Source organism: Streptomyces sp. PsTaAH-137 (assembly GCF_003259365.1).
In the GTDB taxonomy this organism is placed as follows: Bacteria; Actinomycetota; Actinomycetes; order Streptomycetales; family Streptomycetaceae; genus Streptomyces.
On record NZ_QLLY01000012.1, the window covers coordinates 118967 to 133296 of the forward strand.

13 protein-coding genes are annotated in these 14330 nt (G+C 71.2%); 9 read left to right on the forward strand and 4 right to left on the reverse strand.

The genetic code is table 11. The features are described from left to right. Positions 1 to 207 precede the first annotated feature (207 nt). Positions 208 to 2790 carry an ABC transporter permease gene (locus tag K377_RS25970; protein WP_111665932.1) on the reverse strand — a complete coding sequence of 861 codons (2583 nt, stop codon included), beginning with the start codon at positions 2788 to 2790 and terminating at the stop codon, positions 208 to 210. After that, a complete protein-coding gene (locus tag K377_RS25975; protein ID WP_111665933.1) occupies positions 2787 to 3575 on the reverse strand; it encodes an ABC transporter ATP-binding protein in 789 nt (262 codons plus the stop codon). The genes K377_RS25970 and K377_RS25975 overlap by 4 nt, the downstream gene beginning before the upstream one ends. 293 nt (positions 3576 to 3868) lie before the next feature. On the opposite strand from K377_RS25975, the gene K377_RS25980 reads away from it, so the two are divergent. The 9 genes from K377_RS25980 (at position 3869) to K377_RS26025 (ending at position 13010) form a co-directional block, all read left to right on the forward strand. Next, positions 3869 to 5344 (forward strand): MFS transporter, encoded by a 1476-nt coding sequence (locus tag K377_RS25980; protein ID WP_111665934.1) that lies wholly within the window; start codon positions 3869 to 3871, stop codon positions 5342 to 5344. A gap of 357 nt (positions 5345 to 5701) precedes the next feature. Then, positions 5702 to 6052, forward strand: a complete 351-nt coding sequence (locus tag K377_RS25990) for a DUF485 domain-containing protein (protein WP_111665936.1) — start codon at positions 5702 to 5704, stop codon at positions 6050 to 6052. Between the two features lie 29 nt (positions 6053 to 6081). After that, entirely contained in the window at positions 6082 to 7686 is a 1605-nt protein-coding gene (locus K377_RS25995; protein WP_111666052.1) for a cation acetate symporter, read from the forward strand. Positions 7687 to 7862: 176 nt separating this feature from the next. Next, on the forward strand, positions 7863 to 8522 hold the full coding sequence (locus K377_RS26000) for a WXG100 family type VII secretion target (RefSeq protein WP_258395122.1): 660 nt from the start codon (positions 7863 to 7865) through the stop codon (positions 8520 to 8522). Then, positions 8519 to 9349: a nucleic acid/nucleotide deaminase domain-containing protein gene (locus K377_RS26005; RefSeq protein ID WP_111665938.1), complete on the forward strand. Its 831-nt coding sequence runs from the start codon at positions 8519 to 8521 to the stop codon at positions 9347 to 9349. The genes K377_RS26000 and K377_RS26005 overlap by 4 nt, the downstream gene beginning before the upstream one ends. Positions 9350 to 9388: 39 nt before the next feature. Continuing rightward, the gene (locus K377_RS26010) at positions 9389 to 9910 is read left to right on the forward strand and encodes an SUKH-4 family immunity protein (protein ID WP_237551691.1); all 522 of its coding nucleotides are present in this window, start codon (positions 9389 to 9391) and stop codon (positions 9908 to 9910) included. Between the two features lie 14 nt (positions 9911 to 9924). Next, positions 9925 to 10707: a nucleic acid/nucleotide deaminase domain-containing protein gene (locus K377_RS26015; protein WP_111665939.1), complete on the forward strand. Its 783-nt coding sequence runs from the start codon at positions 9925 to 9927 to the stop codon at positions 10705 to 10707. Next, positions 10704 to 12491, forward strand: a complete 1788-nt coding sequence (locus K377_RS26020) for a hypothetical protein (RefSeq protein WP_111665940.1) — start codon at positions 10704 to 10706, stop codon at positions 12489 to 12491. Before K377_RS26015 ends, K377_RS26020 begins: the two co-directional genes overlap by 4 nt. 78 nt (positions 12492 to 12569) lie before the next feature. After that, positions 12570 to 13010: a hypothetical protein gene (locus K377_RS26025; RefSeq protein WP_111665941.1), complete on the forward strand. Its 441-nt coding sequence runs from the start codon at positions 12570 to 12572 to the stop codon at positions 13008 to 13010. A gap of 21 nt (positions 13011 to 13031) precedes the next feature. Here the strand turns inward: K377_RS26025 and K377_RS26030 are convergent, their stop codons facing one another. Together K377_RS26030 and def are read right to left on the reverse strand one after the other, a co-directional pair. Beyond that, entirely contained in the window at positions 13032 to 13562 is a 531-nt protein-coding gene (locus K377_RS26030) for a CAP domain-containing protein (protein WP_161195095.1), read from the reverse strand. A gap of 77 nt (positions 13563 to 13639) precedes the next feature. Next, complete coding sequence (gene def, locus K377_RS26035) at positions 13640 to 14272, reverse strand: peptide deformylase (protein WP_237551692.1); 633 nt, start codon at positions 14270 to 14272, stop codon at positions 13640 to 13642. Between the last annotated feature and the right edge of the window lie 58 nt (positions 14273 to 14330).

Sequence of the window (14330 nt, forward strand, 5' to 3'; positions counted from 1 at the left end):
GGGTCAGACATTAGGGCCTGAACACCCCGTGGAGCCAGAAGAATTGAGATATGGCTACTAATTGCGCATGTCTGAAAAAGAGGAGGTTTCCTGCCGGTTTCCTGTCAGCAGGGATTTTCCCTCCGCAGGCCATACTTTCCGGGACAGACGAGCGGCTCCCGGCGCACGGTGGGTGCGCCGGGAGCCGTCCCCCGGGTACAGAACGCGTCAGTCTGTCGCGATCGCGTTCAGTACGTTCATCCGGCCCGCCCGGAACGCCGGGATCAGCGCCGCGAACAGTCCGACGAAGGCCGAGCCGACGAAGACCGAGAGGATCGTCGGCCAGGGGATCTCCAGGACGCCGAGACCCTCCAGGGCGAGGAGCTTCTGGGCGGTCGCGCCCCAGCCCATGCCGAGGCCGAGGCCGAGCAGGGCGCCGAAGAGGGCGATGACGACGGACTCCAGGCGGATCATGCGGCGCAGCTGGCGGCGGGAGAGGCCGATGGCCCGCATGAGGCCGATCTCCCTGGTCCGCTCGACGACCGACAGGGCCAGGGTGTTCACGACGCCGAGCACCGCGACGATGATCGCGAGGGCGAGCAGCCCGTAGATCATGTTGAGGAGCTGGCCGATCTGGTCCTTGAGGGTCTCCTTGTAGTCGGTCTGGTCCTTGACCTTCACGGTCGGGTCGGCGGCGACGGACTTCTTGAGCGCCGCGTACGCCTGGTCGGCCTTCCCGTCGGCGGCCTTGGCGAACATCATCCCGTTGAGCGGGACGCGGTCCTCGGGCAGATAGCGCGTCGCGGTCGCGATGTTCGTGTACATCGCGCCCTTGTCGAAGACGGTGTCGTCGGAGGTGATCGCCGCGACCGTCAGCTTCGCCGTCCGGCCGTGGTCGAAGGCGACGGTCATCCGGTCGCCGACCTTCACCCCGTTCTTCTCGGCGAACTCGGAGCCGACCGACATGGCGTTCTCGCCGTAGGCGGCGCCCAGTTCGCCGGAGGTGGTCTCGCGGCGCAGGTCCTGGGCGTAGGACGGGCTGGCCGCGACCAGCTCTTCCTCCTCCTTCGCCCCGCCGGGCACGGTCAGCGTCGTCTTGACGTACTTGACCTCGGTGACGCGGGCGACGTCCCCGGCCGCCCTGGTCCTCTTCAGGGCCGCGGCGGCCTGCGGGGTGATGACGCCGTTGCTGGGTTCGACGATGAAGTCGGCGCCGACCGACTTGTCGAGCTGGTCGGTGGCCGAGGCGACCATCGAGGAGCCGACGACGGAGAGGCAGGCGACGAGCGCGAGACCGATCATGAGGGCCGCGCCGGTGGCGCCGGTGCGGCGCGGGTTGCGCAGCGCGTTGCGCTCGGCCATCCGTCCCACGGGGCCGAAGAACCGGAGCAGTACGGCGCTGATGACGCGGACGACGAGCCCGGCGAGGAGCGGTCCGACGACGACGAACCCGATGAGCGAGGCGACGATGCCGGCGCCGAGCCACAGCGAGCCCTGGCTCGCCTTGTCGGCCTGGGTGGCGAGGTAGAGCGCGTATCCGCCGCCGCCCGTGAGGAGCAGGCCGAGGACGGCGCGGACGGCTCCGGCCCTGGTGTCGGCGGGGGTGCCCGCGTCGCGCAGGGCGGCCATCGGGGAGACCTTGCCGGCCCGGCGCGCGGGCAGGTAGGCGGCGAGGACGGTGACGACGATGCCGAGCAGCAGGCCGATCGCGGGGGTCGTCCACTTCACGGTGAGGTCGTCGGTGGAGAGGTCCATGCCGGCGGCGGACATCAGCTTCATCAGGCCGACGGCGAGGCCCACTCCGGCGCCGACGCCGAGGACCGAGCCGACGACGCCGAGCAGCAGCGCCTCGACGAGGACGGAGCGGTTGACCTGCTTGCGGCTGGAGCCGATGGCCCGCATCAGGCCGATCTCGCGGGTGCGCTGGGCGACCAGCATCGAGAAGGTGTTGATGATCAGGAAGATGCCGACCAGGAACGCGATCCCGGCGAAGCCGAGCAGGGCGTACTTGATGACGTCCATGAAGGAGGAGACGTCGGAGGCGTTGGCGTCCGCGGCCTCCTTCTGGGTCTGGAGCTTGTACGGGGTGGTGAGCGTGTCCTTGATGTTCGCCTTGACCTGGGCGTCGGTGTAGCCGGTCGCGGCGGCGACGTTGATCTGCGTGAACCGGCCGGTGCTGCCGATGAGTTCCCGCTGCGCGGTGGCGGTGTCGAAGTAGACGACGGCCGCGCCGGGGTTGGTGACGGTGAAGGCGGCGACGCCGACGATCCGGGCCTCGATGTCGCCGGTGGCGGCGATGGTGCGCAGTTCGTCGCCGAGCTTCAGGTGGTGCTTCTTGGCGGTGTCGGCGTCGACCATGACCTCGGTCGGGCCGCGCGGGGCGTGCCCGGAGGTGATCTCCATGGAGCGGAGGTCGTTCCTGGTCCAGTTGCCCGCGATGGTGGGGGCGCCGTTCTCGGAGCCCATGTTCTTGTTCTTCGCGTCGACGACGGTCACGTTCATCGAACTGACCGCACCCTCGGCCGACTTGACGCCTTTCGCCTTCGCCACGGCGGCGACGGCGGAGGCGGGCAGCGACTCGGGGCGGCCGGTGGCGCTGCCCTCCGCCTCGGAGTCCTTCGGGCTGACGGTGACGTCGGAGGACGTGGCCGTGAACAGTTTGTCGAAGGTCTTGTCCATCGTGTCCGTGAACACGAGCGTGCCGCAGACGAACGCGACGGACAGCAGCACGGCGATCGCCGAGAGGGCCATCCGGCCCTTGTGCGCGAGGAAGTTGCGCAGCGACGTCTTCATGACGGTGTTGGCACTCATGACGTACGGCCCCGGGAGTCGAAGTCCTTCATGCGGTCCAGGACGGCGTCGGCGGTCGGCCGGAGCATCTCGTCGACGATGCGGCCGTCGGCCAGGTACAGGACGCGGTCGGCGTAGGCGGCGGCGACGGGGTCGTGGGTGACCATCACGATGGTCTGGCCGAGCTCGTCGACGGAGCGGCGCAGGAAGCCGAGCACCTCGGCGCCGGCCCGCGAGTCGAGGTTTCCGGTCGGCTCGTCGCCGAAGATGATCTCGGGGCGGGCGGCCAGCGCCCGTGCCACGGCGACGCGTTGCTGCTGGCCGCCGGAGAGCTGGGCGGGCCGGTGCTTGAGCCGCCCGGCGAGGCCGACGGTCTCCACGACCCGGTCCAGCCACGCGCGGTCCGGCCTGCGGCCCGCGATGTCCATCGGGAGCGTGATGTTCTCCAGCGCGTTCAGCGTCGGGAGCAGGTTGAACGCCTGGAAGATGAAGCCGATTCGGTCCCGGCGCAGCTGCGTCAGCTTCTTGTCCTTGAGGCCGGTGATCTCGGTCTCGTCCAGGTAGATCTGGCCGCCGGTCACGGTGTCGAGCCCGGCGAGGCAGTGCATCAGCGTGGACTTGCCGGAGCCCGACGGGCCCATGATCGCGGTGAACTGGCCCCGCGCGATGTCCACGTCGACGTGGTCGAGCGCGACGACACGGGTCTCCCCGGACCCGTACGCCTTCACGACCTGCCGCGCCCTCGCGGCCACGGCCGTTCGCCCGCCAGTGCCCCCGGTCCTGGGAATGCTCACAGCCGTTGTCACGGTTTCTCTCCTATGCCGGATATCGCTGCTCGCGGCGGTCCGCGAGCACGGTTCAAGTCTGGTGACGCGGAGCCCCGGACGCCCTGGTGGAAGTCACCGTCTTTCCCGGGGGAAAACCCCACCCCTCGACGGTAGGAAGAACCCCCGCCCCGCTCGTCCTCCACCGGGACGAACCGCCCCCCGTCCGCTCTACGGAGGTACCCCTAGGGGGAGTCCACCCCTCGGTGGAGCCCTACTCAGGGTCGGCTCCACCCGCATAAGCTCCTGCCCGGAGATACGTGCAGGGGGAACGCATGCCGGAGAAGAAGACCGCGGTGGTCGCCGCGCTGATGATGTCGATGGCGCTGGCCGCGCTCGACTCCACGATCGTCTCCACGGCGGTGCCGCAGATCGTCGGGGACCTCGGCGGCTTCTCCGTCTTCTCCTGGCTGTTCTCCGGCTATCTGCTCGCGGTGACGGTGACGCTGCCCGTGTACGGCAAGCTGTCGGACACCCTGGGCCGCAAGCCGGTCCTGATCGCGGGCAGCGTGCTGTTCCTGCTCGGGTCGCTGCTGTGCGCGAGCGCCTGGAACATGGCCGCGCTCATCGCGTTCCGGGTCGTCCAGGGTCTGGGCGGCGGCGCGATCCAGGGCACGGTCCAGACGCTGGCCGCCGATCTCTACCCCCTCGAACAACGCCCCAAGATCCAGGCCAAGTTGTCGACGGTGTGGGCGACGTCGTCCGTCCTCGGCCCGGCGCTCGGCGGGCTCCTCGCGTCCACGGCGGGCTGGCGCTGGATCTTCCTGATCAACCTGCCGATCGGCGCGGTCGCGCTGTTCCTCGTGGCACGGCATTTGCACGAGCCGGCCCGGGAGGCCGCGCCGCGCCCGCGCGTCGACTGGGCGGGGGCGCTCGCGGTGTTCGCGGCGGGCGGGGTGCTGCTGACCTGGCTGGTGCAGGGCGGGGTCGCGTGGGCGTGGGGCTCGGGTGCCTCGATCGCCCTGCTCTGTACGGGCGTCGCGCTGATCGGCGCGGTCGTGCTGATCGAGCGCAGGGCCGCGGAGCCGATCCTGCCCGGGTGGGTGTGGCGGCGGCGCACCATCGCCGCGGTCAATCTGGCGCTGTGCGCGATGGGGCTGCTGATGGTGGCGCCGACGACGTTCCTGCCCACGTACGCGCAGTCGGTGCTCGGCCTGTCCCCGACCGCCGCCGGGTTCGTGCTCTCGGTGATGACGCTGAGCTGGCCGGTGTCGGCGGCGCTCAGCCAGCACGTGTACCGCAGGATCGGGTTCCGGGACACGGCGCTGATCGGGATGACGGCGGCGCTCGGGCTGCTGATCGCGTTCCCGCTGCTGCCGTTCCCCGGCGCGGTCTGGCAGCCCACGCTGCTGAGTCTGCTGCTCGGGGCCGCGCTCGGGCTGTTCCAGCTGCCGCTCATCATCGGGGTGCAGTCCACCGTCGGCTGGGCCGAGCGCGGCACCGCCACCGCGTCGATCCTCTTCTACCGGCAGATCGGGCAGACCGTCGGCGCGGCCGTGTTCGGCGCCGTCGCCAACGGGGTGATCTCGCACCGGCTCGGCGCCGGGGCCGATCTCGACTCGGTGGCGCGGGACACCGGTGCGGAGCCGGTGCGGCGGGCCATCGACGCGGCTGTCGACGCCGTGTACATCGGCGCGGCCTGCGCGGCGGCGGTGGCCCTGACCGTCCTTATCACCCTGGCCCCACGCCGCTTCCCGGTCCTGCCCACCCAGCCGTCCCCCCAGCCGAAGCCGGCCCGCGCCCCCAAGTAGTCATCCACCTGCGGCCCGGTGGCCGCTTCTCGCGCAGTTCCCCGCGCCCCTGAAACGAGCTCCGCTCGCTCAGGGGCGCCGATGAGATGCCGCACGAAGTGCGCATCTCAGGGGCGCGGGGAACTGCGCGAGAAGCGGCCACCGGGCCGCACCCGAAGAACAACCCAGGGGCGCGGGGAACTGCGCGACCAGCCACGACGGTGGCGCACCCGAACGACGACCCGGAGGCGCGGCCCGACGCCCGGTTCCGGCAAAGCGGCCCCCAAGTCACCTACCTACGAGTAACGTTCCGGCTCCCCACGAACTCCCTGCGGACCGCCCGTCCCCGGCGGCCCCGAGCCAGGCAAGGAGACCGGGATGCCGTACCGACCGCCCCAGGCACACACCCACCGCCTCCCCCGACACCCCGACCTGCCCCCACCCTCCGGCCCCACCGGCGACCTGAGACTGCTGCGCACCGCCTACCGCTGGCAGCGCCGCGTCGCCACGCTCACCGCGCTCGGCTACTTCACGCTCTTCCTGCTCCTGTCGGCGTTCGCGCCCGGCCTGATGAACCGCTCCGTCACCGGCGGCCTCTCCTCGGGCCTGCTCATAGGGCTGCTCCAACTCCCCGTCACCTGCGTGGCGCTGATCCTCTACGAGCGCACGGCCCGCCGCCGCGTCGACCCGCTGGCCCACCGCCTGCGCCGCATCGGCGGCCGCAGGTGAACCGGCTGGTGGACTCGTCGGCCGAGTCCATGTCACTGGCCGCGTTCACGGCGGTGGCGACGGCCACGCTGCTGCTCTGCATCGTCACCAGCCCCGAGCGCGACGACCTGGAGGAGTTCTACACGGGCTTCGGCCGGCTGACGCCGATGCGCAACGGGCTCGCGATCGCCGGCGACTACATCTCGGCGGCGACCGTCCTGACCACCACCGGCATCATCGCGCTGGTCGGCTACGACGGCGTGGTCCTGGCCCTCAGCACCGCGCTCTCGCTGATGCTGCTGATGTTCCTGCTGGCCGAACCGCTGCGCAACGCGGGCCTGTTCACCATGGGCGACGTCCTCGCGCGCCGGATGCCGGGCCGGGCGGCCCGCATGGCGGCCTGCGCGGTGACCCTGGCCGCGCTCATCCCGCTCATGCTGGTCCAGCTGGCGGGCGCGGGCGACCTGCTGGCGTTCCTGCTCGGCTTCAGCAACCAGACGTTCAAGACCGTCTGCGTGATCGGCGTCGGCGGCCTCATGATCAGCTACGCGGCGATCGGCGGCATGAAGGGCACCGCCGTCATCCAGATCTTCAAGATCGTGATGCTGCTCGGCTCTGGCATCGCCGTCGCGGCGGTGATCCTGCACCGCTTCGACTGGGACCCGGGCGCCCTGCTCGCCCAGGCGGCGGCCCGCAGCGGCGCGGGCCGCGCCTACCTCACCTCGGGCCTGCAGTTCACCGGCGGCAGCTTCCCCCGCCTGGACATGATCAGCTCGGAGCTGACCGTGGTGCTCGGCGGCGCCGCGCTCCCGCACGTCACGATGCGCATGTACACGGCGCGCAACGCCCGCGAGGTGCGCCGCTCGATGTCCTGGGCGGTCTCCGCGGTCGGCGTCTTCGTACTGGTCATCGCGGTGCTCGGGGTCGGCGCGGCGGCCCTGGTGGGACGTACGGGAATCGTGTCGGCCAGCGCGCAGGGCAACACGGCGTTCCTGCTCGGGGCGCGCGCGGCGTTCGGCGCGACGCTGTCGACGGCGGAGGCCCTGCTGTTCACGGCGGTCACCACGGCCATCTTCCTGACGCTGCTGGCCTCGGTGGCGGGCATGATCCTGGCCTGCGCCAACTCGCTGGCCCACGACGTGTTCGCGTACGGCAGGAAGCAGCCGACCCCGCGCAAGGAGCTGAAGACGGCCCGGATCTCGGCGCTCGCCGTCGGCGTCCCCGCCATCCTCCTGGCGACCCTGGTCCAGCACCGCAACCTCCAGCCGCTGTCCACCCTCTCCTTCTGTCTGGGCGCCTCCGCCCTGGCCCCCGCCCTGATCTACAGCCTCTTCTGGCGCCGCTACACGCGTGCGGGCCTGCTGTGGACGCTCCTCGGCGGCACCGCGGCCTGCCTGACCCTGATGACGGGCACCAACCTGGTCTCGGGGAGTGCGGTGTCGGCGTTCCCGGGCCACGACTTCAACTGGTTCCCGTTCACGACCACCGGCATCGTCTCGATCCCCCTGGGCTTCCTGTTCGGCTGGCTGGGCACCGTACTCACCTCCCCGAAGAAGGCGGCACAGCAGCAGCGGCAGTACGAGGCCGTGGAGGGCTGGATCCTGGCGGGGGCGAGCCGGCCGGTGCCGGGCCCGGACCGGCGCTCCGCCAACTGACCAATTCTTCGCACCGGTTGAATGTTTCCGCAGTCAGCGTTTGCCCTACCGTTGCCGTCCCCGAACTAGCGTGCGGAGCTGGTGTTTCGCTGTCGCCGGGCGGGGGCGCTGTGGCTATTGAGCTGCCTGAAGAAGTCGTTTCCTTTCTCCAGTTCATCGGGGTGAACTGGCCGAACGTGAATGAGGACAAGGTCCGTGAGTTCGCGTCCCACGTACGGGACTTCGCGGAGAAGCTGGACGAGACGCACCAGGATTCCTCGGCGACCCTGACGAAGATGGCCGACGTGTACCAGGGCGCCTCCTACGAGGCGCTGCTGGCGAAGTGGGCGCAGCTCTCCTCCGACCACATGTCCGAGCTGCTCAACGCCTGCCACGCGGTGGCGACCGCGCTGGACGTGGCGGCGGACGTCATCGTCGGCATGAAGACCGAGGCGATCGCCGAACTGGTGTTGCTGGCCGCGTCGTTCGTGGCCGATCAGGCGGCGGCGGTGGCGACGCTCGGGCTCGCGGAGGCGGCCGAGGTGCTGATCGTGGAGGCCGCGGAGAAGCTGATGGACTTCCTGGAGCAGCAGCTCGAGCAGTACATCATCGGGCAGGTCATCGAGGCGGCGGTGGAGCCGCTGGTGGAGACGGTCGGCCGGGCGGTCGCCGGTCTTGTCTTCCGGGCGGCGGAGTCGGCGGCGGGCGTCTCCGCGGGAGCGAGCGCGGGGACCGGTTTCTCCATCGACCCGGAACAGGTGCACGCGCGCGCGGAGTTGATGCACGGTCACGCGGAGAAGGTCGCCGCCCACGCCGAGGAGTTCACGGCCCGGCTGTCGGGGGTGACCTTCGAGTGACGAACCAGATCGTCAAGGCCCTGGAGCACGCCGCGCAGCGCACGGGCAAGGCCGTCGGGGAGGACGTCGGCAAGGCCGTCAAGGACCTCTACCACGACACCGGGAAGCGGCTGAAGAGGGTCGCGGACAACCATGCGGAGAACGACGCGAAGCACGCGGCGGAGCTGGAGCGGCTCGCCAAGCGCCCGCGGACCGAGTCGACGCCCGTCTACCACATGGCCGACGACGGAAGCATCCGCCGCCTCAACCCCGACCGCACCCACTCGGAGCTGACCGACGCCGACCGCGCGAAGCTCGGGCTCGACAGTTCCTCGATGGGGCGCCCGAGACCGGGTGAACAGCACGCCAAGCTGAAGAACAGGAGCGAGGGCCGCACCGATCCACGGCCGACGGCCTCGTCGTCGCAGGTCGCGGTGGGCACCACCGATCTCTCCGAGGCCACGCAGCTCGCCCGCCACGCGGACCGCAGTTACGGCACCCGGAACGCGGACGGGGATTTCACCAGCAACAACTACGCGTCCGCGCGGGTGACCGGAGCGGACGGCAGCGGGGACTTCGTCCTCGTGGGCCGCAGCAACGGCTTCAGACACTCGGAACGGATGATCGGAACACCGTTCCTGAGAGAGGGAGAACCCTCCCGCATAAGAGAACTCTATACAGAGAGGGAACCCTGTAGTACGGGAGCGAATTGCAGTTCATGGATGGCGGAGAGATTCCCGGGAACGACCGTGACCCACAGCATCGAATACGGCAGCGACGCCGCATCGAGAGCGCGCGGCAATTCCGCCATGAAAACCTATCTTGACCAGCTGAAACTGAATAGATAAGATGCGACGGATTATCCATTTTTGGCGGGATGAGAGCACATGAGCAGCAACCTCGATCGCGGCATGCTTGAAGCCGTTTTCGCCCCGGAAGAGCTGATCACCGCGCCCGAGAGCATTCTCGGTCCCGTGTCGGACGCGGACGCCCGGGAGGTCCTGGGCACGCTGGGCATTCCGGTCTGGGAGAACCCGTGGTTCGACCTGGACGACGGGATCGGCGAGCGCCTCGAACCGGTCGAGGACGGCTGGATCGCCCTGGGCATGATCCCTTATGACGACATCGCGCTCGACCCGAAATCGGGAGAGGTGCACTGCATTCCGCAGGACGGTGAGACCTATCTGCTGAACAGCGATCTGCGCTCCTTCGTGCATTTCCAGTATCTCCTCAAGCTGGAGAGCCCGAACTACGACTGGGAATCCCACAGGAAAGTGGAGCTGGAGGCGGTTCGGGAGCGCATCCGGGACACGATGAATTCCATCGATCCGGCCGCTCTGGAGAATCCGGAATCCCGCTGGTTCGACGTGCTCACGTACCTTGTGGATCCTGAACACCACTTCGAGTGAGGAGCGCGGACCCGGTGACTGACGACGGACAGGCGCGGACCTTCGAGCATCCCGGGATCTCCGTGCCGGTGCAGGTCGGCCCCTACTTCATGACGGGCCTCGACGACCCGGTGATGCTGGGCGAGTACGCCGAATCCGCCGGACTCCGCGTTCCCCGCCAGGAGTGCGCGCCGTGGACGCGGCTCGGCGGCGACGGCGGCTTCGAGCTGTGCGCCGACCCCGAGGGGGCGGTGTGGGCCGTGCTGCTGGACTTCGACGAGCCGGACCGCTTCGTCAGCTCCTCCGCCGAAGCGTTCGCCGGCGGCCTCGCGGAGACCCGCGAGGCGCTGCGCGTCATCCTGAGCACGGACCGGCCGCAGGAGGCCTCGGCCGCCTTCGACCGGCTCGGGGAGCGGCTGCGCACCCGGGACCCGCGGGCCTTCGCCGAGCGCGAGAGCTGGTGGCCCCTGGTGCTCGACGACATCCACGACACCGCCGCCGCGGCCTCGTACGCGGCGTTCGAGTACGTCGACGGCATGGGCGCCAAGCAGATCGTCACCCAGTCCGGCGGCATCGCCCTGCACCCCGAGGAGCGGCTGTGGAACACGCTGCGCGCGGCCGGTGTCGAGCCGGACCAGGTCCTGCGCATCCACACCGATCTGGCCCCCTGCTTCCTGCCCGGCCACTACTGCTCCCTGTGGATGGCGCAGACGTTCCCGGACGCGCAGCTGACGCACCACTTCCCCTACGGCGAATCGGCCGCCTCCCGCGCCGAGGGCATCCGGCTGCTCGGCGAGACCGCGGAGGCGGGCCGGTGAGCCCGGCGCCCGCGCTCGACGAGCCGCCCGACCTCACCGCCTGGCCGCCGCGCGACGGGGTGAGCGCGGCCCACGGTCCCGCGCTGCTCGACTGGGCGGCCGACGCGTCCGCCGACCGGGCCCGGCTCTGCCTGCTCCGCGGGGCCCGCGGCAGCGGCAAGAGCCATCTGCTGACCTGGTTCCTGCTCGGCCCGACCGACCGGCCCCGCACCACCCCGCACGCCACGGTCCCGGCCGCCGGGCTGTTCACCGACGCCTTCGCCTGGGAGCTGGGCAGGCAGCTCGGCTACGGCCCGCTCGCCCCGGACCGGCTCCTCGACCGCCTCACCGCCGATCAGCGCCCGCTGCTGCTCCTCGTACCGGACCTGCACCTGGCGGGCCGCGGCCCCGCCGACCTGCTGCCCGCACAACCGTCCACGCTGGTCCGGGAGTTGCTTCTGCCGCTCCTGCGCCTGCCGCGGACGCGGGCCGTCGTGGAGGTCGGCGACACGGACCTCCTCGACGCCTGGCCGGGCGCGGAGTCCATCGACGTCGGCGCCGCACCGCACGCCGGATACGTGCCACCGGCCGGAGCCCGCGGCACGCAGGACCTCACCGCGCTGGTCCCGCGCAGCGACGACGGACGCCCGCGCTGGGACCTGGCCCCCGCGTCCGCCCGCGAACACGCCCTGGACCAGGCGCTGTTGTCACCGGACACGCGCCGCACCGTCCGCGAGCTGCTCACCGACCCGGGGTTCCTCGTGCACGGTTCCGCCGTGTCCGTCGCGGCCTGTCTGGCCGACGAGCGGATCCCCACCCCGCCCGGTCTGCGGCAGGTCTGGCGGGCGGCGGCCCCGCAGCTGTCGGACCCCCGGCTCGGCACCGTCGAGCGCGCCGCCCTCCTCCACACGGCCGCCCTGGGAGCGAGCCCCGCCCTCGCGCGCTACCTGCTCCCTCTCGCCGAGCAGCACCCGTTCACCGCCGTCTGGGCCCGCCCGGACGCGCCCCGCACCGCCCTGACGCCGGCGCCCGACGGCATGGGGCGGCTCCTCGCCGCCGATCCGCTGGGCGCGCTCGCCCCCCTCGATCCGGCGACCGGCGCCGACACCGCCGCCGTCGCGGCGCCGAGAGGCGTGCGCCCGGACGGCATCGCCGTACGCCGTGACGGGTCGATGCTCCTCCTCACCGACACCGGCGCCCTCCAGCCCGTGACCTCCTCGCCGGAGGGCACGGCCGCCGTGGTCCTCGGCCACATCGCCGCCCATCACGGTCACCTGACGCTCCGTCACCCGGAGCTGCGCCCCACGGCCCTCGGCCAGTGCCCCGTCAGCGGCACCACGGTCCTCGGCGACGAGCAGGGCGGCGTGCACCTCTGGGCGCTGGACACCTACCACCCCAACCCGCGCTCGCAGCTCCTGCACACGGCCCCGGTCACCGCCGTGGCCTGCCTGACGCCCCCCGACGACCGGGACACCCTCGTGATGAGCGCGGCCCTGGACGGCACGGTCCGCCTCTGGGCGGCCTCCGCCGACCCGCTCCCCGAGCCCGTCGAGGCGCGCCCGGCCTTCGTCACCGCGATGGCGGCCGCGCACAGCACCCACGGCCCGGTGCTCGCCGTCGCCTGGGACGACGCGCGGGTGCACCTGTGGCACCTCCGCACCGGCCGCGTCCACGCCCTCCCCCTCATCGCCCGCTGCCGGGCCCTCGCCCTCTCCCCCGAGCTGCACCTGACGATCGCCGGCCCCGACGGCACGTACGCACTCCGCCTCGACGGATCGCGCCTGTGGCATCAGCCCTCCGACTAGATGCCGCGCTGTCACTCCGCCCTGCTACGTTCCCTCGAACACAGGTACAGACAAACCGAGTTCGGGGAGCAGGGCATCGTGGGTGCGTCAGGGTGGGAGTACTACGTCCCGTACCAGAAGGACATGGCGGCGGCGATGGAGGAGCTGCGGGCGCGGGTCTTCCGGGACGAGGACTACTACTGGTCGGGGGACCACCCGATGGACGGTGACGCCCCGGTGCCCCGCCCCGCCACGGTCGAGGACCTGTGGGAGGACGAGGGGGTCCAGGAGCAGGGCACCCACTCGATACTCGACATGGAGCGGATCCTGCGCCCCGGCGAACGCCCCCGCGTCGGCGCGGTACGCCCGGTCCAGCCCGACGAGGCCTGCCGCCTCACCGGCACGGACATCCTCACCCGCGAGCACGTCGAGGCGATCGAGCCGCTGGTCGGCGAGGGCTGGTCCGGCCGGGTCGCGGTACTCCACGACAGCGCGGGACGGCCCAGCGAGCTGTACTTCTGGGGCATCTCGGGAGACTGACCCCGTGACGACGGGCGCCCGCTACTCCGCCGTCGGGCAGACCGGGGCCCGGGTGGCCAGTTTGCGGTGGGGGCCGAGGAGGTTCACGTCCCAGTACTGGCGGTCGTAGCCGATGCCGACGGCCGTGACCTCGGGGCTCATGAGGGACGTGTAGATGTCGTTGCCCGGGTCCGGATCGGTGATCGTGTCCGCGAAGTAGCCGTCGTGGCTGTAGCCCGAGTACATGAACTCCTCGGCGTGGGCGGAGAAGAGCCCGGCGTCGGTCAGCCGGGTCCGCAGATCGCGCCCGTCGCTGCCCACCTGGGTCAGTTTTCCCTGTCCCGCCATGTCGTGGGCGTGGCCGACGGCCACCTCGGACGCCTTGTCGGACACCCGCAGCGCGGGCAGCCCGTGCGCGGCCCGCTCCTCGTTGACCTGGCAGGTGATCCAGTCGACGTCCGGGTAGTAGGCGGCCGCCGCGGCGGGCAGCGCCGCGCCCATGGTCGCGGCCAGCACGGCCACCGAGGCCGCCGCCATCATCGTCCTGCGCTTCACGCCGTTCCCTCTCGTCACGCTCCGCCCCCTCGGGAGCAGTGTGCCGACGCGGAGGGACGGCGCCGGGCGCAACATGCCGGGGGCGGTCCGCGAACCTACTTCCCCAGCCGCTCCGCCACCGCCGCCCGCCGGGCCAGCACCCCGTCCCGCAGCTCCTCCATCTCCCGCAGCGCGTCCCGGCGTTCGCGCTTGGCGAGCCGGTCGAGATACAGGCGGCCGTACAGATGGTCCGTCTCGTGCTGGAGGCAGCGGGCGAAATAGCCGCGGCCCTCCACCACCAGCGGGGCGCCGTCCTTGTCCTGGCCGCGCACGACCGCGTGGTCGGCGCGGGCGACCGCCTTGTAGGGGCCCGGCACGGACAGGCAGCCCTCCATGCCCTCGACGAGTCTGCGGTCGGCGAGCGGCTCCTCGTCGAGCACCGGGTTGGCGATGGCGCCGGTGTGCCGCACGCCCCAGTCGTCCTCCATGTCGTAGACGAACAACTGGAGGTCCACGTCGACCTGGTTGGCGGCGATGGCCGCGCCGTGCGCGACGTGGTTCGTGGCGAACATGTCGTCGATCAGGCGGTCCAGCGCGGGGGTGCCGAAGTGCTCCTGCGTGACCGGCCTGCAGCGCCGCCGCAGCACGTCCTCACCGACCACGGTGATGCGCCGCACGTCCCCCCGCTCGACCTCCGGCAGCAGCCGCTCTGCATTCATCACCGTCAACCCCTGCTTCCGGTACGTCATTCGGCCGAATCCTCGCTCGGCAACGTAGCAGGGGCGCGGGAAACCTGCCGGGCAGGCG